The 20,493-nt window shown below is 71.2% G+C and carries 17 protein-coding genes and 1 tRNA gene; 14 read left to right on the top strand and 4 right to left on the bottom strand.

What is annotated here, in order from left to right:
• The first annotated feature begins 6 nt into the window (after positions 1-6).
• From ACYVAG_RS16725 to treZ, 4 genes are read left to right on the top strand one after another with little or no spacing between them, the layout of a single operon-like run.
• Positions 7-432 carry an FAS1-like dehydratase domain-containing protein gene (locus ACYVAG_RS16725; protein WP_460771560.1) on the top strand — a complete coding sequence of 142 codons (426 nt, stop codon included), beginning with the start codon at positions 7-9 and terminating at the stop codon, positions 430-432.
• Entirely contained in the window at positions 429-806 is a 378-nt protein-coding gene (locus tag ACYVAG_RS16720; RefSeq protein ID WP_460771558.1) for a MaoC/PaaZ C-terminal domain-containing protein, read from the top strand. Before ACYVAG_RS16725 ends, ACYVAG_RS16720 begins: the two co-directional genes overlap by 4 nt.
• The gene (locus ACYVAG_RS16715) at positions 799-1,857 is read left to right on the top strand and encodes a UDP-N-acetylmuramate dehydrogenase (protein WP_460771557.1); all 1,059 of its coding nucleotides are present in this window, start codon (positions 799-801) and stop codon (positions 1,855-1,857) included. The genes ACYVAG_RS16720 and ACYVAG_RS16715 overlap by 8 nt, the downstream gene beginning before the upstream one ends.
• Before the next feature lie 18 nt (positions 1,858-1,875).
• Positions 1,876-3,708, top strand: coding sequence for a malto-oligosyltrehalose trehalohydrolase (gene treZ / locus ACYVAG_RS16710; RefSeq protein ID WP_460771555.1), 1,833 nt, complete (start codon positions 1,876-1,878; stop codon positions 3,706-3,708).
• 24 nt (positions 3,709-3,732) lie between these two features.
• On the opposite strand, the gene ACYVAG_RS16705 is transcribed toward treZ, so the two are convergent.
• On the bottom strand, positions 3,733-5,220 hold the full coding sequence (locus ACYVAG_RS16705; RefSeq protein WP_460771553.1) for a long-chain-fatty-acid--CoA ligase: 1,488 nt from the start codon (positions 5,218-5,220) through the stop codon (positions 3,733-3,735).
• Positions 5,221-5,388: 168 nt separating this feature from the next.
• Here ACYVAG_RS16705 and ACYVAG_RS16700 point away from each other — a divergent pair, with 168 nt between their 5' ends.
• The 5 genes from ACYVAG_RS16700 (at position 5,389) to ACYVAG_RS16680 (ending at position 13,510) form a co-directional block, all read left to right on the top strand.
• Positions 5,389-6,210, top strand: a complete 822-nt coding sequence (locus ACYVAG_RS16700) for a hypothetical protein (RefSeq protein ID WP_460771551.1) — start codon at positions 5,389-5,391, stop codon at positions 6,208-6,210.
• A gap of 123 nt (positions 6,211-6,333) precedes the next feature.
• Entirely contained in the window at positions 6,334-9,135 is a 2,802-nt protein-coding gene (locus ACYVAG_RS16695; RefSeq protein WP_460771549.1) for an NHL repeat-containing protein, read from the top strand.
• A 33-nt stretch (positions 9,136-9,168) separates the two neighbouring features.
• Entirely contained in the window at positions 9,169-10,149 is a 981-nt protein-coding gene (locus ACYVAG_RS16690; RefSeq protein WP_460771547.1) for an AAA family ATPase, read from the top strand.
• A 5-nt stretch (positions 10,150-10,154) separates the two neighbouring features.
• Positions 10,155-11,435 carry a DUF58 domain-containing protein gene (locus ACYVAG_RS16685; RefSeq protein WP_460771545.1) on the top strand — a complete coding sequence of 427 codons (1,281 nt, stop codon included), beginning with the start codon at positions 10,155-10,157 and terminating at the stop codon, positions 11,433-11,435.
• Positions 11,432-13,510: a transglutaminase-like domain-containing protein gene (locus ACYVAG_RS16680; protein WP_460771543.1), complete on the top strand. Its 2,079-nt coding sequence runs from the start codon at positions 11,432-11,434 to the stop codon at positions 13,508-13,510. Before ACYVAG_RS16685 ends, ACYVAG_RS16680 begins: the two co-directional genes overlap by 4 nt.
• Before the next feature lie 18 nt (positions 13,511-13,528).
• Here ACYVAG_RS16680 and ACYVAG_RS16675 read toward each other — a convergent pair whose 3' ends face one another.
• Entirely contained in the window at positions 13,529-15,082 is a 1,554-nt protein-coding gene (locus ACYVAG_RS16675) for a serine/threonine-protein kinase (protein WP_460771541.1), read from the bottom strand.
• 308 nt (positions 15,083-15,390) lie between these two features.
• Here ACYVAG_RS16675 and ACYVAG_RS16670 point away from each other — a divergent pair.
• The 5 genes from ACYVAG_RS16670 (at position 15,391) to rplA (ending at position 18,618) form a co-directional block, all read left to right on the top strand.
• Positions 15,391-15,463, top strand: a tRNA-Trp gene (locus ACYVAG_RS16670).
• Positions 15,464-15,545: 82 nt separating this feature from the next.
• Positions 15,546-16,196, top strand: a complete 651-nt coding sequence (secE, locus tag ACYVAG_RS16665) for a preprotein translocase subunit SecE (protein ID WP_460771539.1) — start codon at positions 15,546-15,548, stop codon at positions 16,194-16,196.
• Positions 16,196-17,230 carry a transcription termination/antitermination protein NusG gene (gene nusG, locus ACYVAG_RS16660; protein WP_460771537.1) on the top strand — a complete coding sequence of 345 codons (1,035 nt, stop codon included), beginning with the start codon at positions 16,196-16,198 and terminating at the stop codon, positions 17,228-17,230. Before secE ends, nusG begins: the two co-directional genes overlap by 1 nt.
• Before the next feature lie 150 nt (positions 17,231-17,380).
• Complete coding sequence (rplK, locus tag ACYVAG_RS16655; RefSeq protein WP_460771535.1) at positions 17,381-17,812, top strand: 50S ribosomal protein L11; 432 nt, start codon at positions 17,381-17,383, stop codon at positions 17,810-17,812.
• A 104-nt stretch (positions 17,813-17,916) separates the two neighbouring features.
• Positions 17,917-18,618 (top strand): 50S ribosomal protein L1, encoded by a 702-nt coding sequence (rplA, locus tag ACYVAG_RS16650; protein ID WP_460771533.1) that lies wholly within the window; start codon positions 17,917-17,919, stop codon positions 18,616-18,618.
• 118 nt (positions 18,619-18,736) lie between these two features.
• On the opposite strand, the gene ACYVAG_RS16645 is transcribed toward rplA, so the two are convergent.
• Together ACYVAG_RS16645 and ACYVAG_RS16640 are read right to left on the bottom strand one after the other, a co-directional pair.
• Positions 18,737-19,510, bottom strand: a complete 774-nt coding sequence (locus tag ACYVAG_RS16645; RefSeq protein WP_460771531.1) for a C40 family peptidase — start codon at positions 19,508-19,510, stop codon at positions 18,737-18,739.
• 199 nt (positions 19,511-19,709) lie between these two features.
• Positions 19,710-20,300 carry an NlpC/P60 family protein gene (locus tag ACYVAG_RS16640; protein ID WP_460771529.1) on the bottom strand — a complete coding sequence of 197 codons (591 nt, stop codon included), beginning with the start codon at positions 20,298-20,300 and terminating at the stop codon, positions 19,710-19,712.
• Positions 20,301-20,493: the final 193 nt, after the last annotated feature.

Below are 20,493 nucleotides of genomic sequence, written 5' to 3'. Positions count from 1 at the left end.
GGCGCCATGCCCATCAGCAGCGACCACGTCGGCCGGACCTACCCGGCCACGCCGGCGTACGCCGTCACGCGCGGCAAGATCCAGGAGTTCGCGGCGGCGCTCGGCGACGACGACCCGGCGTACGCGGGGGCCGACCCGATCGCGCCGCCGACCTTCGCGATCGTGGTGTCGTCGAAGGCCTGGGAACAGGTCTTCGCCGACGCCGAGCTCGGCCTCGAGCTGAGCCGCACGATCCACGTCGACCAGTCGTTCGCCCACGCCCGGCCCCTGTGGGCCGGCGACGAGGTGACCGCGACGTTGACGATCACCGGCGTCCGCGTCCGCGGCCAGGTCGACATGGTCACCCTGGGCGTCGACATCGCGACGACGGCGGGCGAGCCGGTCTGCACCGTGACGTCGCTCGTCTTCCACACCCGCGAGGAGGGGCGATGACCGAAGTGACGATGCGGTTCACCCGCCAGCAACTGGTGAAGTACGCCGGCGCGTCCGGCGACTTCAACCCCATCCACTTCTCCGACCACTACGCGGCCGCGCTCGGCCTCGACTCGGTGATCGCCCACGGCATGCTGACGATGGGCGTGGCGATGCGGGCGGCGACGGCGTACGCGGGCGACCCCGCACGCGTGGTGTCGTGCTCGTTCCGGTTCAGCAAGCCGGTGCCGGTGCCCGACGACGCCGAGGGTGCCGAGGTCGTCGCCACCGCGGAGGCGGGGGAGCCGGCCGATGGGGTGACCCCGCTGACGATCGTCGCCCGCTGCGGCGACGTCGTGGTCGGCAGGGGGAAGGCCGAGGTCCGCGATGCCTGAGGCGCCCGGCCCGAACCACGACACCGAGACCCTCCTCGCCCCCCACACCACCCTCCGCGTCGGCGGACCCGCCCGGAGGCTCGTCGTGGCGGAGTCCGAGCAGGCCCTGGTCGACGCCGTCCGCGAGGCCGATGACGCCGGCGAGCCCGTCCTCGTCCTCGGCGGCGGTTCCAACGTCGTGATCGGCGACGCCGGCTTCGACGGCACGGTCGTCCTGATCGCCACCCGCGGCATCGTCGCCGACGTCTCGTCGTGCTCCGGCGCCACGGTGACCGTCGCCGCCGGCGAGCCGTGGGACCCGTTCGTCGCCCACACCGTCGAGCAGGGGTGGGTGGGGCTCGAGTCGTTGTCCGGCATCCCGGGCCTGGTTGGTGCCTCACCCATCCAGAACGTGGGGGCCTACGGTGCGGAGGTCGCCGACACGATCGCCCGCGTCCGCACGTTCGACCGCGCCGAGGCCCGCGTCCAGACCTTCACCGCGGCCGAGTGCGGGTTCGCGTACCGCCACTCGCGCTTCAAGGCCGAGCCGGGCCGCCACGTGGTGCTGTCGGTCGAGTTCCAGCTGCCGCTGGGCGACCTGTCCGCCCCCATCCGGTACGCGGAGCTGGCCCGAACCCTCGGCGTCGAGATCGGCGAGCGAGCCCCGGCGACCGCTGTCCGCGAGGCCGTCCTCGGGCTGCGCGCCGGCAAGGGCATGGTCCTCGACGAGGCCGACCACGACACCTGGAGCGCCGGCTCGTTCTTCACCAACCCCATCGTGCCGGCCGCGGTGGCCGACGCGCTCCCCGAGGGCGCGCCCCGCTATCCGGCGGGCGAGGGGCTGGTCAAGACCAGCGCCGCCTGGCTCATCGACCACGCCGGGTTCGCCAAGGGCCACGGCGCCGGCCGCCCGGCCACCCTGTCGACCAAGCACACGCTCGCCCTGACCAACCGCGGCGACGCGACGGCGGCCGACGTGGTCGCCCTGGCGCGCGAGGTGCGCGACGGCGTCCGCGAGAAGTTCGCGATCACCCTCGTCCCCGAGCCGGTCTTCGTCGGCATCGATCTCTGACCCCACCCCGGAGGAACCATGACCACTCCCGAGATCCGCTTCGACGTCTGGGCCCCCCGCGCCGACGACGTGGTCCTGCTCGCCGACGGTGAGCGCCACGCCATGGAGCGCGTCGACCACGGCTGGTGGCGCCCCGCGGGTGACCTGCCCGAGCGCCTGCTCACGTCCGGCGTCGACTACGGCTACCTGCTCGACGGTGCCGACGAGCCGCTGCCCGACCCGCGTACGCGATGGCAGCCTGCAGGCGTCCACGGGCTGTCGCGGACGTTCGACCGCTCCGCGTACGCCTGGGGCGACGACGCCTGGACCGGCCGCCAGCTCGCCGGCGGCGTGATCTACGAGCTCCACGTCGGCACGTTCACCCCGGGCCCGGACGGCACGGGCGGCACCCTCGACTCCGCCATCGAGCGGCTCGACCACCTCGTCGACCTCGGCGTCGACCTCGTCGAGCTGATGCCGGTCAACGAGTTCAACGGCGAACATGGCTGGGGCTATGACGGCGTCCACTGGTTCGCCGTCCACCACGCCTACGGCGGTCCCGCGGCCTACCAGCGCTTCGTCGACGCGTGCCACGCGCGCGGCCTCGGCGTCATCCAGGACGTCGTCTACAACCACCTGGGCCCGTCCGGCAATTACCTGCCCGCCTTCGGGCCCTACCTCCAGGAGGGCGTCAACAACCCCTGGGGCTCGGCGATCAACCTCGACGGCGAGGAGTCCGACGAAGTACGCCGGTTCATCATCGACAACGTCCTGTCGTGGCTGCGCGACTTCCACGTCGACGGCCTCCGCCTCGACGCCGTCCACGCCCTGGTCGACACCCGCGCGCTGCACGTCCTCGAGGAACTTGCCGAGGAGGTCGACGCGCTGTCAACGTTCCTGGGGCGTCCGCTGTCGCTGATCGCCGAGTCCGACCTCAACGACCCGCGGCTGATCATGCCGCGCGAGGCCGGCGGCTATGGCCTGACCGGCCAGTGGTCCGACGACTTCCACCACGCGCTGCTGGCCAACCTCACGGGCGACTCTACGGGCTACTACGCCGACTTCGCGTCGATGGAGGCCCTCGGCAAGGTGTTCGAGACGGGCTTCTTCCACGACGGCACGCTGTCGACCTTCCGCGGCCGCCGCCACGGCCGCCGCGTGGACACCTCGCGTACGCCGACCTGGCGCCTCGTCGTGTGCTCCGACAACCACGACCAGATCGGCAACCGCGCCGACGGTCGCCGCCTGTCGGCGACGCTCTCGACCGACCAGCTCGCCATCGCGGCGGCCCTGATCCTGCTGGGTCCCTGCACGCCGATGATCTTCATGGGCGAGGAGTGGGGCGCGTCGACGCCGTGGGCGTTCTTCACGTCCCATCCCGAGAAGGAGCTCGGCGAGGCCGTCTCGAAGGGCCGGCGCGAGGAGTTCGCGAAGATGGAGTGGGGCGACGTCGAGGTCCCTGACCCCCAGGACCCGGCGACGTTCACCGGCTCGATGCTCGACTGGCGCGAGGTCGAGACCGACTCCCACGGCGAGCTGTTCGGGCTCTACAAGGAGCTGCTCACCCTCCGCCGCACCCACCCCGAGCTCACCGACCCGCGCTTCGACTGGACGTCGGTCGAGCACGACGCCGACGACCAGTGGTTCATGGTCCAGCGCGGCGAGGCGCTGACGATCGTGGTCAACTTCGGCGCCGACGGCGCGACGGTGCCGCTCGAGGGCGACCACGCGGTGCTGTTCGGCCGCGGTCAGCTCGACTTCGCGGCGAAGGACGGCGACCACGGGAACGACGAGGGGACCCAGGGTGCGACCGCCCTCACCCTGGGCCCCCACGCCTTCGCTCTGCTCGAGGCGGTCGGCGCCGACCGCTGATCCGACTCGCGGGTCGCGAGCGCCTCAGTCGAAGGCGATCTCCCGCTTCAGGATCTTGCCGGTCGGTCCCTTCGGCAGCTCGCCGAAGCGCACCTTCCGCGGATATTTGTACGCGGCCACCCGCTCCTTGACCCAGTCGCGGAGCTCGTCGGGCGTCGTGGTCGCGCCGTCCTTCAGCTTCACCAGCGCCGCGATCTCCTCGCCGACGGCCGGGTCCTTGACGCCGAGCACGGCGGCCTCGGCGACGTCGGGGTGGCTGTACAGCACCTCCTCGACATCGCGCGGATAGACGTTGAACCCGTTGCGGATGATGAGGTCCTTCTTGCGGTCGACGATGAAATAGAAGCCGTCGGCGTCGCGCGTGGCGAGGTCGCCGGAGTGGAACCAGCCGCCCGCCATGGCCTCGGCCGTCGCGTCGGGCTTCTGCCAATAGCCCTTCATGACGTTCTCGCCGCGGATGCAGATCTCGCCGATCGTGTCGACCTCGTCGACCACGTTCCCGTCGAGGTTCATCAGGCAGAACTCGACGCCGCGGACCGGCGTGCCGACCGAGCCCGGCTTGGTGGGCACGTCGGGGTGGTTGAAGGAGGCGACCGGTGAGGTCTCCGACAGGCCATAGCCCTCGAGCACCGGGAACCCGAACGCCTCCTCGACCCCACGGAGCACCTCCACGGGCAGCGACGCGCCACCGGAGGCGCCCAGGCGCACCGACGACGTGTCGTACTTCTCGCGGTCCGGGGCCCCCAGCAGCCCCATGTACATGGTCGGCACGCCCATGAACAGCGTCACCTTGTCGTCCTGCACCATGCGCAGGGCCTCGGCGGCGTCGAAGCGGGGAAGGAGGTCCAGGGTGGCGCCGGAGGCGATCGACGCGTTCATCGCGCAGGTCTGGCCGAACGAGTGGAACAGCGGCAGTCCGCCGAAGACCACGTCGCCCGGGCCCATGGTGAACAGCGTCTCGCGCGTCGTCATCACGTTGGTACGCAGGTTGGCGTGCGTGAGTTCGGCCCCCTTCGGGCGACCCGTCGTGCCGGAGGTGTAGAGGATCACCGCGGTGTCGTCGTCGGTCCGGCCGGCGACCTCGGAGACCGGGTCCTGCGCGCCGAGCGTGCGTTCGAACTCGCCCGGCACGACCACCACGACCTCGGTGCCGGTCTCGGCGGCGGCCTTCGCGGCCTCCTCGGCGAACAGCGCGAACACGACGGCGACCTTCGCCTGCGCGTCGGTCCAGGTGTAGGCGATCTCGCGCCCCACCAGCAGCGGGTTCATCGGCACGACGACGGCGCCCAGGCGCAGGATGCCGTAGTAGACGACGGGGAAGTACGCCACGTTGGGCATGGTGAGGGCGACGTGGTCGCCCGCGCGTACGCCCTTCTCCGCCAGCAGTGCCGCGACACAGCCGGCGGCGTGGTTCAGGGCGGCGTAGGTGAGGGTCGTGTCCCCCTGCTTCACGGCGATGTCCTCGGGATTGGACGCGGCGCGGTCGGTCAGCCAAACGGCGATGTTCGTCATGGGCGAAGCGTAGTGAGCGATCGGCCCCAGGGGAATGGCTCTCGGTCACGATTGGGTCAATCGGTCCACTCCGCAGCGAGGGCCGCGCCTCGAACCGGACCGGGCAGCCGCTAACGTGTGCCGGGATCACGGCCGCCCGGGCCTGTGCCACCGATCAGGAGGTCACCTGTGCTTCGCGTCGAATTGCGCACCGCTGGTCAGCCGACCGTCGTCCTCGGATCGCGGGAGTCGCTCGTCTTCGGGCGCGCCCCCCACGCGACCCTGCCGGAGGAGGAGGCCGACTCCACGCTCCAGGTCACCACGCTCGCGCTCGACCAGAGCACGCCGCACACGTCCCGCATCCTCGGCGAGCTCGTCGTGGGGGAGGACATCGTGCGGCTGAGGTGGCACGGCTCGACCGAGGCCCAGCTCGCGAGCCTGTTCGAGGCGCCCGGCGGCGCGCGCCGCGTGACCCTGGTCAAGGGCATGACCGCGCTGCTCGACGAGGGCGAGAACGCGATCACGGTGCTGCGCGGTCGCCAGGGGGCCGCCGCGAACCAGTTTGACGACCTGACCCTCGAGGTCAACGTGGAGAGCGCCGAGACGGCGGCGTACAACTCCCCGCAGGCCGAGGACTCCGAAGACATGACGGCGCCCGCGCCCAACCTGGCGAAGGGCACCAAGGAGTGGTTCGTCGCGCTCGCGCTGGCCGAGCCCTGGCTCGTGGGCGACGACTCCTATCCGCGCCCCCCGTCGAACCGCGAGATCTACGAGCGCGTGCTCGGCTGGCACGGCTACGCCTGGAACCTGGATCGTCCGCAGCGCGTGGACGACTCGATCCGCACGATCTCCCGCATCGCGTTCGGCCCGCGTGACGACCCGTTCGCCGGGTCCGGCACCAAACGGGTCCAGAACGTCCGGTTCGCCATCGGCCGCCGGGCGGCGGAGGTGCGCATCGTCACGGCCGAGGACCTGGCCGAGGTGTACGCGAAGGCGCGCAAGCGGGACTGACGGCGTGGCGGCACGATGTGGAAGTTTCCGGTCGATCTGGCCGGGGGCTTGGTTGAGCTCGACCCCGCGATTTGCGAGCATGGGACAAGGCCGCCCCCAGCCGCACTGATCTGAGGAGAACGCGTGAGCTCCCGACTGACCCGCACCATCCGTCAGGCGCCGAAGCGCCAGACGGTCGCCAACGCGTCGGCGCTGTCCGCCGTGGCGCTGGGCGTGGCTGGTGTGATGCTGGGAACCGGTGTGGCCTCGACCGCCATCGGCGTGACGGACGGCGTCACCTGGCTGGCCGATGCCGCCAAGGGTGAACTCCTCGTCTACAACCCCGCGACCCGCAAGATCGAGCAGGCCTTCCGCGTCGCGTCGCCGGGCTCCCCGGTCAAGGTCACCCAGGACAACGGCATGGTCGCCGTCACCGACGAGCGCACCGGCCAGGTGACGACCATCGACATGTCCACCATGACCCGCGGCGGCAAGCGGGAGGGCAGCCGTTCCAAGGTCGTGATGGCGGGCGGGCGCATGTTCGTGGCCGACCTGGGGGACGGCCGCGTCTCGGCGGTCGACCCGGTGCAGGCCATCGACCTCGGCGCCCCCTACACGAACCCCGACGGCATCATCGACGTCGCCGCCGACGAGCGCGGCAACGTGTGGATCGTCGACCGCACCGGGGCGGTGAAACAGCTCGAGTGGGACTCGCGCACGAGCGCGTTCACGGTCGGCCGCACCAAGCACGTCGAGAAGCTCGGTGACGACGGAGTGCTCACCCCCCACCGAGAAGGGGTGACCGTCTTCAGCCCGTCGGCCGGCGTCATCGCCCAGATCGGGACACCGGTCGAGGGCTACCAGCAGAGCAACGACCTGATCGGGCTCGATCCGGCGACCGCCGCCCCGTCCGACCTCGTGCCCGCGACCGTCCCGGGCCGCGGTGGACTGGTGGTGATGGACCAGGGTCGCGTACGCCACATCCCGGCCGCTCAGCACGGCTGCCGCGTCCCGATCGATCCGACCGTCTTCAACAACCAGATCTTCGTGATCTGCAGGGGCGAGAACAAGGTCATGCGGTTCAACCGTGACGGCCGTCCCGCCGGGCCTGCCATCGCGATGCCCGGGGCCGAGGACGCCCAGCCCGTGGTCGACGAGGGGCGCCTCATCCTCAACGTCCCCGGCTCCGACAAGGGCGTGGAGATCGACCGCTCCGGCGAGGAGGTGCCGTTCGATCGGCGGGCTCCCCGCGAGACCCAGGACCTGGGCGATGCGGGCGACGAGATGACCATCGGCAACGGTCCCGCGGCCGAGGGCCAGGGCCAGAACCCCAACTCCGGCGGTGGCTCGGGCGGTCCCAGCCTCGACCTGAACAACGTCCCCGGCCGAAATGAGGTCGTCAACGGCGGCGGCAGTCGTCAGGAGACGACGGTCACCGAGGCCGCGCCCGACCGACCAGAACACTCCGATGTCGGCCAGCGACCCCAGCCCGCGCCGCAGCACCGTCCGCGCCCCACCGAGGAGGCGCAGAACCGCGACACGAATCCGTGGGCGACGCCCGCTCCGAAGGCCGACGAGAACACCACCGCCCCGCGAGGGGGCAGCGACCGCGGCAACGAGGGCGGCGCCGCACCGGTCCCTTCGGAGCAGCCGCCCGTGCCGGTTCCGGCCGACCCCCGCGAGACGCGTGCCCCGGAGGCCCAGCCCTCCGATCCGGGCAACCCCGACAGGCCCGGGCGCCCCGACGATCCGGGGCGGCCGGAGAACCCGGGGCCGACCGACGTGCCGCCGGCTCCCGTGCCGACCGACCAGCCCACCAATCCGGTGCCCACCGACGTGCCGGCGCCCGTCCCGACCGACCAGCCCACGGCGCCGGTCCCCACGGGTCAGCCCACGGTGCCGGTCCCGACGGGTCAGCCAACGGCTCCTGTCCCCACCGGCCAGCCCACCGCTCCGGCGCCCACAGGCCTGCCCACGGCGCCGGTCCCGACCGGCCAGCCGACCAACGGCCCGACCGACCCGGGTGGCACGAACACGCCGCGACCCACCAGGTTCGCGACGCAGCCCATTCCGCCGACCACCGCGGCGCCCACCACCAAGCCGCCGACGACGACGGCGCCGACCACCACCCCGTCGTCGACCCCGGCACCCACCACGTCCCGGCCGCCCACCAACCGTGGGCCGTCGGTCACGCCGGCGCCGTGGACCGACACCCCGACGACCAGGTCGGCGACCCCCACGAGGTCCGCGACGCCGACCAAGGCGCCGACGACCAGCAAGCCGCCCACGACGACCAAGGCGCCGACCCCGACGCGCACGCCGTCACAGACCCCGAGGCCGTCGCAGACGCCCACCCCGCCGGCGACCGTCGTGAAGCCCACGAACCTCTCGGCCAAGCAGAACGCGGCCGACGGCATGAGCGTCACCGTCACCTGGTCCCACCCCGGCGCCGACAGGTTCCTGGTCAAGGTCGGCGCCAAGTCGACGACGGTGACGGGCCGGACCGCGACGATCAACTCCCTGGCCGCAGGCACCCATACGGTCACCGTGACCGCGGTCAAGGGGTCGGCGCAGGCCAGTGCGGCCACTCAGGTGACGGTGGTCAGCAGGGTGTCGCCGACCACGAAGGCGCCCACCACCACCAGGCCCGCGACCACCAGGCCCGCGACCACCGCCCCCGCCAAGATCGGGACGCCCAGCGTCAAGGGCGGCACGTGGAAGGGCACGACGGCGACATTCAGCTGGAGCTATTCGGGGGCCACCCCGGACAACTTCATCATCTACTGCAACGACGTCGGCACGAGGACGCTCGGCGGCGCCGCACGATCCGGGTCCGTCAGCTGCGGCACCAGCTCCAGCAACGACGGCTGGGTCCAGGTCGGCGTGAAGGCGGTCAAGGGGTCGCAGGACTCTGGCGTACAGTTCGGCAGGCTGAGTGCCAGCTGACCGACCGTGCGCCGACCCGAGGAGTCCCTGACGATGGCTGACGTCATGACCGTGCCCGACCAGGCGATCGCCGAGTTCCGCGTCCTGCACAGCCGGGTGGGTGACGCCGTCGAGTCGGTGCTTCACGGCAAGCGCGACGTCATCGACCTCGTGCTGGTCGCGATGTTCGCGGGCGGCCACGTGCTGCTGGAGGACGTCCCCGGCACCGGCAAGACCACCCTCGCCCGCGCCCTCGCGAGGGCGCTCGGCGGCGATTCGCGGCGCATCCAGTTCACGCCGGACCTGCTGCCCGCCGACGTCACCGGCACCTCGGTGTTCAACCCCGGTGACGGACAGGTGCGCTTCCGCTCCGGGCCGGTGTTCACCAACGTCCTCCTGGCCGACGAGATCAACCGCGCCGCCGCCAAGACCCAGTCGGCGCTGCTCGAGGTCATGGAGGAGCACACCGTGACCGTCGACGGCGTGGGCCACCACGTGCCCGCGCCGTTCCTCGTCGTCGCCACCCAGAACCCGGTCGACCTGGACGGCACCTATCGCCTGCCCGAGGCGCAGCTCGACCGCTTCCTCATCCGCATCGCGATCGGCTATCCGGCGGCCGACCACGAGATGAACATCCTTCGCCCCGGTTCGCGGGCGGGCCGCACCGACGAGATCCAGCCGGTGACCACGCCCGAGCAGGTCGCCGCGCTCCAGCGCGCCCTGGCGCAGGTCCACATCGCCGACCCCATCCTGCGCTACGTCCACCGCCTGGGTGACGCTGCCCGCAACGACCCGCGGCTCCGCCTCGGCGCCTCGACGCGCGGCCTGCGCGCGCTCGTGCGGGCCTGCCAGGTCCAGGCCGCGGCCCAGGGCCGCAACTTCGTCATCCCCACCGACGTCCAGACCCTCGCCGGCCCGGTGCTGGCCCACCGCCTCATCACCACGCGCGAGGCCGACCTCGCGGGCGAGAGCGGCGACCGCGTGATCGGTGACCTGCTGCAGCGGGTCGAGGTGCCCCAGCCCGGAGAGCGCTGACCGACGTGTCGATCGACGCGACCTCCGTCCGGCCCACGGGGACGCCGGGACCGGTGCCGTCGGCGACCGGGACCGCTCCGGCGGTCCCGCCCCCGCCGCGGCCGACGCCTGTCCGCGCCGCCCGCGAGGAACCCGGCGTACGCCCCGTCTGGTGGGTCCTCACCCCGCGCGGCATCGGCGCCCTCGTCGTGGGTGTGGTGCTGCTGGTGCTCGGTCTGGTCTGGCGCTATTCGACCCTGCTCGGCATCGCTGTGGCCCTCCTGCTGGCCCTGGTGGTGGAGGTCGTCCTGGTCTCCCGGCGCGTACGCCTGACCGCCGAGCGCGTCGTGACCCCTCCGGTCGTCGAGCGCCACGCCGAGTGCATGGCCACGGTCACGCTCAGCGGCCGCCCTCCGCGGCTCGTCCGCTCGACCGTGAACGACCGCGTCGGCCGGCATCGCATCGTGGTCTCGATGGATGAGCCCACCGTCCGCTATCGCGTGCCGACGCTCCGGCGCGGATTGATGGAGGTGGGCCCCCTCAGCGTCAACCTGGCCGGAACCTTCGGCCTCGCCGCGCGCAGCGGCGAGCGCGGCGGGATCACCCACGTCCGGGTGCTGCCCCGGTCGGTGCCCGCGCGTGGAGTGATGCGGGGCCGTCGACGATCCGCCGTCGGGGCCGACGAGTCGCTCGAGCACGGCGGGACCGACCTGGTCGGGCTGCACGAATATGTCCCCGGCGACGACCTCCGTCGCCTCCACTGGGCGACCTCGGCGCGTTCCGGCATCCTCATGGTCCGCGATGACGCCGAGCCGTCGACACCTCACCTGACCGTCGTCCTGGACGACGCCGGCGCCAGCTATGCGGATCACGGAACCACCGACACCGACTTCGAGGACGCCGTCGAGGTGGCGTTCGCCCTCTGCCGCGCCGCCCTGCGCCAGAACCAGCCCGTCCACCTGCTCTCGACCTCGGGGGCCGTCGACGTCGTGGTCAGCGAGCGCATCGGCGCCGCCGAGGTCGACGCCCAACGGCTGTACGCGGCCCTCGCCGAGGTCCAGGCCTCCGAGGGTGGCAGCGGGTCGATGCGGCTGCCCAAGCGGGCCCTGGACTGTGTCGCCGTGGTCTCCGGCTCCGAGGCGACGCTGAACTCGCTGGAGATGTCGGCGTCCCGTGGTGCCACCGGCGTCATCCTCATCGTCGATCACACGACGTCGGTGTCACCTCCGTCGGGTGGTTCCGCCACGATCCTGCGCGGCCCCCGGTCGATCGACCTCACCCAGCTGTGGGACCGGGCGGTCTCATGACGACGGCGACCAGTCCCGCCGCGCCCGCGCGGGGGCCGCTGTCGTGGCTCACAACGGCGCCCGACCCGTGGGCCAGACTTGCGGTCGGCACCGCCGTGCTCCTCCTGGGGTGCGGCGCGCTGAGCCAGGCCTGGGTGGGCTCGCTCGCCTGGTGGCCCTTCTCGGTCGCGGCCCTGGGGGCCATGCTCCTGGTGGCGTTCCTCCGACGCATCGGGGGCGCGTTCTTCGTGGTGGTGCTGGTCGCGGCGGCGGTCCCCCTCGCCGCGATGGTCGCGATCGGCGCCCAGACCCAGCTCAGTCCGCTCGAGTCCATCACCCGGCCGCTCCCGGTGCTGCTGACAACCACCTATCGCGCCCCCATCACGTTGCCGCTGCTCATCCCGGGCCTGGTGGTGGCCTGGGCCGCCGGGGCCATCATCGGGCTGGGCCTCCACCGCAAGGACTTCTGGGCCGAGCCGCTCCTGGCGGGGGTCTCACTCATCGTCGTGGGTGACCTCCTCACGCGCGGCGGGTCCGACATGCGGGGGTGGCTCTCGTTCGGCATCGTGGCGGTGGTGCTGGCCTACTGGGCGACCTGGGGCCGTCAGCCCGGGGAGACGCCGCGCGGGCTGGGGGCCGCGGCGCTGCTCGGGGCCGTGGCCCTGGCGGTCGGGTTCGTGCCGCTCGGCCTGCCGTTCCAGCCGCGCGACCTGGTGCGACCCGAGGTGCGCCCCAGCGTGGAGCCCAACCCGTTGCAACACCTCTCGGAATGGGCCGAACAACCCGATCGTGAGATCCTGCGTCGCCGGGGCGACCCCTTTGCGCTCCACCTCGCCGTCCTGCCCGAATACGACGGGCGCGGGTTCTATTCGTCGAGCCGGTACTTCCCGCTCGGCGGCACCCAGCAGCCCTCGCTCCCGGGCGGACGCTTCCAGGTCGACCAGACGGTGACCGTCACCTGGCAGCCGATGTCGCGGTGGCTGCCCGCCCCCGGGCTGCCGAAGACGGTCTCGGTGCCCGATGCCCAACTCGACCCGGAGACGGGCACCCTCGTGCTCCCCGAATATCCTAAGGGCATCTTCAGCTACACCGTCACCGGCACGATCGATGCGCCGCGCCTCCACGAGATCGCCGGCGCGAACGTCGGGCCGAGCGGCCGCTACACCCAGGTCCCGGAACTGCCCGATCAGTTCAGGGCGTACGCCGAGGAGGTCACCCGCGGGACGGCGACCTATCTCGAACAGGCCCAGGGCCTCGAACGGGCGCTGAAGGCCGACCGGCAGTTCACCGCGACCTCGATCTCCGGCACCTCGATCGGCCGGCTCCGGGCCTTCCTGTTCGACCCGGTCGACAAGGGGGGACGCCAGGGGACGTCCGAGCAGTTCGCCGCGTCGTTCGTCGTCTTGGCGCGCTCGCTCGGCATGCCCACGCGCCTCGCGGTGGGCTTCGGGTCCGGTCAGCCGCTCGACCCGGCGAGCGGCACCCACGTCGTCCGCGGCCGCGACGCGCTGGCGTGGCCCGAGGTCTATTTCGAGGGGTTCGGCTGGGTGCCGTTCAACCCGACCCCGGCGGTCGAGGAGGTCAGCGCGGCCAGTCAGAACGCGCCGCGTACGGCCCCCAGCCCGCGTCCCACCCCGACGGCGGAGCCGCCGGTGCCGCCTCGGGTCGAGCCGCCCCCGGCGCGCCGCGACGAGGTCCCGTGGGGCCCCATCATCGGTGCCGTCCTCGCGGTCGCGCTGGTCGGCGGCCTCGCCCTGGCCCGTCTGGCGCGCACGCGCGCCCAGGCCCGCGACGGCGCGCTCGGGGCGTGGCGGCACGTGGCCGATGCGCTCCGGCTCGCGGGCCGGCGTACGCACCCCCACCAGGCCGCGGTCAGTGCGGCGGCCGAGACCGGATCGACGCCCGCATCGACGGTGGCCGCCGCGGCCGAACGCGCGACCTTCGCGCCCCCGGGGTCTCCGGCCGCCGGCGAGGTCTGGGATGACGCCGTGCTCGCCGCGCGCGACCTGCGTCGAGGGGCGCCGTGGTGGCGGCGGACGCTGTGGTTCCTCAGCCCCGTGGTGTTCTGGCGGGCGTTCGGGGGCCGCGGGCGCTGAGGCCGGGCCGTCCGGCGCTCACTCGCGGATGCAGGTGGGCGCCGACGGGCCCAACCCGCCGTCGCTGCCCACCCCGGTGACCGAGAAGCAGAGGTTGCGCTCCTTGGGGTCCACGGCGACGACCCGCGACCGCTCCGGGTGACTGACCTTTCCCACCGGCTGGATCTGGGCGCGCGACCTGCCCCTGCCGACCGAATACCACTCCGGCGTCTTGATCGGGAAGTCCCACTTGACCTCCACCGACGAGCCGCGGTCGGTGACGCTGATGTTGCGGGGCGTGAGGTTGGGGTCGTGTCTCGCGGCGACGGCGGTCGGCGTCGCGGTCGGGGGCGGGGTCGCCTGCGTGGCGGTGCGCTGCAGCACGAACCAGACCAGGACGACGATCACGCCCACGGTCGTGCCGGCCAGGGCGAAGGCGAGCAGCGGCATCCCCCTGGGCTGGTCCGGCTCGGCCCCGTAGGGGTGCGAGCCCGCCGGGGGAGCGCTCGCCGACAGGGCCGATCGGGCCGAGACGCCCGCATGGCCGTGACCCGGGAGTGCGGCCGCGTACCCGGTGGGGGCGTACCCGGCGTTGGTGGGTTCGGCGGCGCTGCCCATCAACCTCATGGAGGTCAGGTCCACCGGGTCATGCGTACGCCCCGGCACGCCACCCCAGGACCCGGTGTTCGCGCTGGTCGGGGTGGGGTTCGCGGGCAGGTGGGGCATGCTTGGCCCTCCCGACGCCCAGGCGCGCGCCTCCGTGCGGACGTCGGCCAGCGCGTCGCGCAGGTCGGCGGCGCTCTGGAAGCGGTACGCGGGATCCTTCTGCAGGGCCGTGTCGATGATCGCGACCAGGCCGGGGGGCAGGTCGGTGCGCCGCAGCTGGCGGGGTGCCTGGGTCTGGACCCGCCTGATGTAGGCCAGCGCCGAGTCGGGTTCGTCCGACAACAGGGTGAATGGGGGCTTGCCGTCGAGCAGGTGGAACAGGGTCGCACCGAGCGAGAACACGTCGTCGGCCTCGGACGGCGGGGCGCCTTCCAGCACCTGCGGCGAGGCATGCCGATAGGAGAACCGATCGGTGGAGGCCGTGTGGGCCGAGTCGATCAGGCGGGCGATGCCGAAGTCGGACAACACGTACGACGTGGGCAGGATCAGGATGTTCTGCGGCTTCACGTCGCGGTGGAGGACGCCCTTGCCGTGGGCGAAGGCCAGGGCGTCGGCGACGACGGTGCCGACCTGCACCACCTCGTCGGCGGCCAGCTGGCCGTACGCAGCCAGCCGTTGGTCGAGCGATCCCAGCTCATAGAAGTCCATGACGATGCAGGGACGTCCCCGACTCGAGGTGCCGATCTGCAGCACCTTCGCGATGTTGGGGTGCTGGCGCCCCAGCGAGACCATGAGCTGGACCTCGCGGGTGAAGCGGCGGACGGACTCCTCGTCGTCGACCATCAGCACCTTGATGGCGACCTCGCGCTGCAGGGCATCCTGGATCGCGCGGTAGACGGTGGCGTCGCCTCCTCGGCCGATCTCCGACCAGTCCGAGAAGCCCTCGAGGGTCTCGGTGCCGTCGGAGGTGTCGTAGGGGCCGTTCACGCCTGCTTCCTCACTCGGGGATCGTCTGGACGTTTCTATCACGCCGCGGTGTGACCGCAGCGGCGTGGGAACGTCGACGGTGCGACCCACGTCACACCGCCATGATGACCGATCTGATCTTCGTCCTCGTGATGGTTTCGCTCCACGTGATCGCCTTCGTCGGCATGCAGGGATTCACCCGACCCGCGCGCTGACGCCCCCCCGGGACCTCGGGGGGTCTCGGTTCGACACGTTCGAGGGGCTCGCGTACACTCATCGTCTTGGTGGCTGTCACCAGTCTTCGGGCGTGCCCGTCGGACGGCCATCGAACGGCAATAGCTCAACTGGCAGAGCATCGGTCTCCAAAACCGAAGGTTGGGGGTTCAAGTCCCTCTTGCCGTGCGACGCAGGGGCCCCCTGCACGAGACGAAAGACGCCCCCGCGGCGACCGAAAGACCGAGGCGCCGACACCGAAGGACCCACAGTGGCTGACGACAAACTCTCCGATTCCCATGGCAACCATGACGAATCGGACGAGTCGACCCCGCTGGCGCCCGAGCTGAGCGAAACGGCCCCCATCGACGACCGCGAGACCGGCGACGGCTACGTCGACGACCCCGAGACCGACGACATCAACGAGGCCAAACTCGACCGCGCCACCGACGAGGTGTCCGACCACGATCACGACGACCTGCCGGTGGGTGACGCCGACGCGGTGTCCGAGGGGACGGCGGCGTCCGCCGCGTCCGGTGCCTCGGTCGCCTCGCGCCGCCCGCGTTCCTCCCGTCCCGTCCGTCGCGCCTCGCGGGTCGAGACCGACGTCGAGGAGCCGGCGGAGCTGCGGGAGGCTGACGAGGCCGACGAACTCGAGCCGACGCCCGCCGTCTCGCGCCGCCGCACCGTGGAGAAGAAGGGACACGCCACGCCGAGCCGGGGCGCCGACACCGAGCGTCGCACGACGCCGGCGGCCTTCGTCAACGAGGCGGTCGGCGAGCTCCGCAAGGTCGTGTGGCCGACGGCCAACCAGGTCCAGCAATATTTCGTGGTGGTCCTGGTCTTCGTGCTCTTCATCATCTTCTTCGTCAGCCTCCTCGACCTCGGACTGGGTTGGGCGCTGCTCAAGGTGTTCGGCTGATGACCGCTAGCTCTGGAGGCAACAACCCCGTGACTGATTTCGAGAACGACTCCCTCGACGAGCGCGAGCCGGTGCTTCCGGCCGCGTCGAGCGCCGAGGGCAAGGATTCGCCCGATTCGCCGGACTCTCCCGACTCGCCGGACTCTCCCGACTCGCCGGCCTCGCCCGATTCGGCCAGCGCCGACGAGGACGTCGAGCTGTCGTTCGGTGACGACGAGCCCGCGGCGAGCGACGACGACGACGTCGCGATCAACCTCAACTTCGATGCCGATGACGAATCGGAGCCGACCGAGGACGACGACATCGACCTCGCGTTCGGTGACGACTCCGTCGACCCCGCCACCGGTGAGGTCACCGCGTCCGACGACGAGTCCGACGAGGGTGACGACGAGACCGACGAACATGCCGACCTCGTCGAGAAGCGGCTCGAGGACCTCCGCGCCGAACTCCGCGCCAAGCTGGGTGACTGGTATGTGGTGCACACCTATTCCGGCATGGAGAAGCGGGTCAAGCAGAACCTCGAGCAGCGCGCCCAGTCGCTGAACATGGAGGACTACATCTTCGAGGTCCGCGTGCCCACCGAAGAGGTCACCGAGATCCGCAACGGCAACAAGAAGAACGTCACCCGCACCGTGCTTCCGGGCTATGTCCTGGTCTGCATGGAGCTGACCGACGAGTCGTGGGCCACCGTGCGCCACACGCCGTCGGTGACGGGCTTCGTCGGCCACGCCACCTCGCCGGTGCCGCTGAGCCTCGACGAGGTCGAGAAGATGTTGACCCCGTCGGTCATCGCTGCGGCCAACGCCGAGGCCGCGGCCGCCGGCAAGCCGAAGGCCGGTCGCAAGAAGAAGATCGAGGTCGCCGACTTCGACGCGGGCGACTCGGTGATGATCACCGATGGCCCGTTCGCGGGCGTCCACGCCACGATCACCGAGATCAACGCCAACAGCCAGCGCATCAAGGCGATGGTCGAGATCCTCGGCCGAGAGACCCCTGTCGACCTCACCTTCTCGCAGGTCGAGAAGGTCGTCTGACAGCCGCCTCCCCGCGCGAGCGGGGAGGCACACAATTTGTCGCGGGCACCCCCTGCGGCGGATAATCACTGTTTGGCTCCGCGTACGCGGGGCCGCATCCACCAAGGTCGTGCGACACGCGCCCGGCCACCGAACACTGAGGACCCGAACATGCCTCCCAAGAAGAAGGTAGCGGCGCTCGTCAAGGTCGCCCTCCAGGCCGGCTCGGCCACCCCGGCGCCCCCCGTGGGCACCGCGCTCGGCCCGCACGGCGTCAACATCATGGACTTCTGCAAGCAGTACAACGCTGCGACCGAGGCCATGCGCGGGAACGTCGTTCCCGTCGAGATCACGATCTACGAGGACCGCTCGTTCTCGTTCATCACGAAGACCCCGCCCGCCGCGGAACTCATCAAGAAGGCCGCCGGCGTGAAGTCGGGCTCGGGCGTTCCCCACAAGGAGAAGGTCGGCAAGATCTCGAAGGCCCAGGTCAAGGAGATCGCCGAGACCAAGATGCCCGACCTGAACGCGAACGACGTCGACGCGGCCATGAAGATCGTCGAGGGCACCGCGCGCTCGATGGGCATCACCGTCGAGGGCTGAGCCCGGTGGTTCGAGGGGGTCGTTCCCCTCGGCAATGAAACACGTGGGAGCCCCGCGCTGGGGCGCACCACACTGACACACACACACTCACACAGGAGTCAGACATGCAGCGCAGCAAGGCTTATCGGGCAGCAGCCCAGGATCGCGACCTCGACCAACTCTACGTGCCGGCCGAGGCGTTCACCAGCGTGAAGAACGGCGCGTCGCGCAAGTTCGACGAGACGATCGATGTCGCCATGCGACTCGGCGTCGACCCCCGCAAGGCCGACCAGATGGTCCGCGGCACGGTCAACCTTCCCAACGGCACTGGCAAGACGGCTCGGGTCCTCGTCTTCGCCACCGGTGAGAAGGCTGCCGCCGCCGAGGCCGCTGGCGCCGACGAGGTCGGTTCCGACGAGCTCATCGAGAAGGTCATGAAGGGCTACCTCGACTTCGACGCCGTCGTCGCGACCCCCGACCTGATGGGCAAGGTCGGCCGCCTGGGCCGTGTGCTCGGCCCGCGTGGTCTCATGCCGAACCCCAAGACCGGCACCGTGACGCCCGACGTGGCGAAGGCCGTGACCGACATCAAGGGCGGCAAGATCGAGTTCCGCGTCGATCGTCACGCCAACCTCCACTTCATCATCGGCAAGGCGTCGTTCTCGCCCGAGCAGCTCGAGCAGAACTACTTCGCCGCCCTCGACGAGATCCTGCGCCTCAAGCCGGCCTCGTCGAAGGGTCGCTACATCAGGAAGATCACGGTGTCCTCCACCATGGGCCCCGGCTTCTCGGTCGACCCGGCGAAGGTCAAGCCCGAGGCCGAATGAGGCGTACGCCTGCCCTGACGTCAGTCACCTGACCGGGCACGGACATGACGAAGGCCCCCGCGCGATGCGCGGGGGCCTTCGTGTGTCACCAGCCCGGAGGGTCAGGCGACGTCATCGATCAGAAGTAGGAGACGTAATACACGCCGCCGCGCTGGAACCAGCTGCCGTCGAGCTTCTCCTTGACCACGTCGGTGCGGGGGTTGGTCGCATGAACCATCATGCCGTTGCCGACGTAGATCCCGACATGGCCGCCTGCGCTCTTGACGATGAGGTCGCCCGGCTGCAGGTTGGCGCGGCTCACGCGGCGGGGCGCCTGCTGTCCCTGGGCGTCCGATCCGCGGGGGATGGTCTTGCCAGCGGCCCTGTGGGCGGCGAAGGTGAGGCCGGAGCAGTCGAAGGTGTTCGGACCGGTCGCCCCCCAGACATACTGCTTGCCGATCTTCGATTCGGCGTACGCGACGGCCTTCTGGCGGGCGCTGCTCGGGTTGCCGGGCTGGGTCGGGGGCTTGGGCGTGGAGCCGACCTTGGCCTTGAGCGCTCCCCAGGTGTTCGGGCCGACGACGCCGTCGACCGCGAGACCCTTGCGCTTCTGGAAGTCGAGGACGGCGCCGCGCGTGGCGGGACCGAAATAGCCGTCTTCGGCGATGATCTTGCGACCCGCGTGCTTGTTGATCAGGCACTGGGCCGACTTCACGTTGGCGTTGTAGCGGCCCTGGTTGGTGTGCTGCGCCACCACCGGCGTGGAGGCGACGCTGCAGCCGTTGTAGCTGCTGGCGGCGGTGGCCGCGGTGACGCCGACGCCGGTGAGCGAGGCGGCGGCAACGGCGCCGGCGATGAGGAGGCGGGCAGACTTGGAGAAGCGGCGGGTGGTGGTGGGGGCGATCTCGGTCATGGGGGGCTCCTGGCTCGTGGCAGTTGGGTGCTGCGGGATTGCCTTCAACGTAGGGAATCCGGGGCCGTCGGAGCCAGCGGAAACGTGCGGAATCTTCCTTGTCCGCGGCCGGAACATTCCTTGCGAGGAAGGGATTGCGGGAGATGGCATGGAAAGGGCCCCGCCGAAGCGGGGCCCTTGCGCTGGTGCTGATCCGGGGTCAGTCCTTGAACTTGTTGGGGCGATAGGCGTGGTATTGCGAGTTCGACTCGAGCCCATAGCGGAGGGTGCGGTGGCGCGTACGGTCGCCGTCGCCGGTCTGCTCGTAGGCCGTGTAGCTCGTCTTCGCGGCGTCGTTCCACTTCTCGAAGATGACGACGTGGCGGGTGTTGTTGGTGCCGTCGGCATCGATGACGAGGTCACCGGGCCTGAGGTCCTTCATGGCGATGCGGCGCGAGACGCTGGACGAGGCCAGGCCCACGGTGTTCGTGCCGGGCCTGCTGAGTTCGAGGGCCATGGCCGTGTAGCCGGAGCAATCGGTGCGGTAGCCCTGGAAATAGCGGGACTGGCTGTAGGGGACGGGCTTCCCGTTGTTCGCGGTGAGCCAGGTCGCCGCGCGGTTCAGGACGCGCTGACGGGCCTCGGAGATGGTGCCGGGGGTGGGGTTGGTCGGCCTCGGCGTCGGGTTGGTGGGGCCGGCCTTCTTCAGCGCCGCCCAGGTCCTGGGACCGACGATGCCGTCGACGACCAATCCCTTGCTGCGGTGGCCGTGGCGAGGACGAGGGCGGCGATCTTGCGGTTCATGGGGCACTCCCTGACGGTGATGCTGACGGTGGTGGGTCGACGTGCCCGACGCTAGGGGCGCCGGGGACCTGTGTCAGGGGCTGGGGACCGGGAAGGTTCCGTCTCGGCCGGGTCGGCGTACGGAGGGAGACGCAGAACGGGGCGCCGCGCACCGCGTGCGAAGCGCCCCGTCCGGGGATGCATGCCGAGGGGGCATGCGG

Source organism: Mariniluteicoccus flavus, assembly GCF_054776655.1.
Note: the sequence above shows the minus strand (reverse complement) of the source record. Positions and strands in the feature narration are given on the sequence as shown.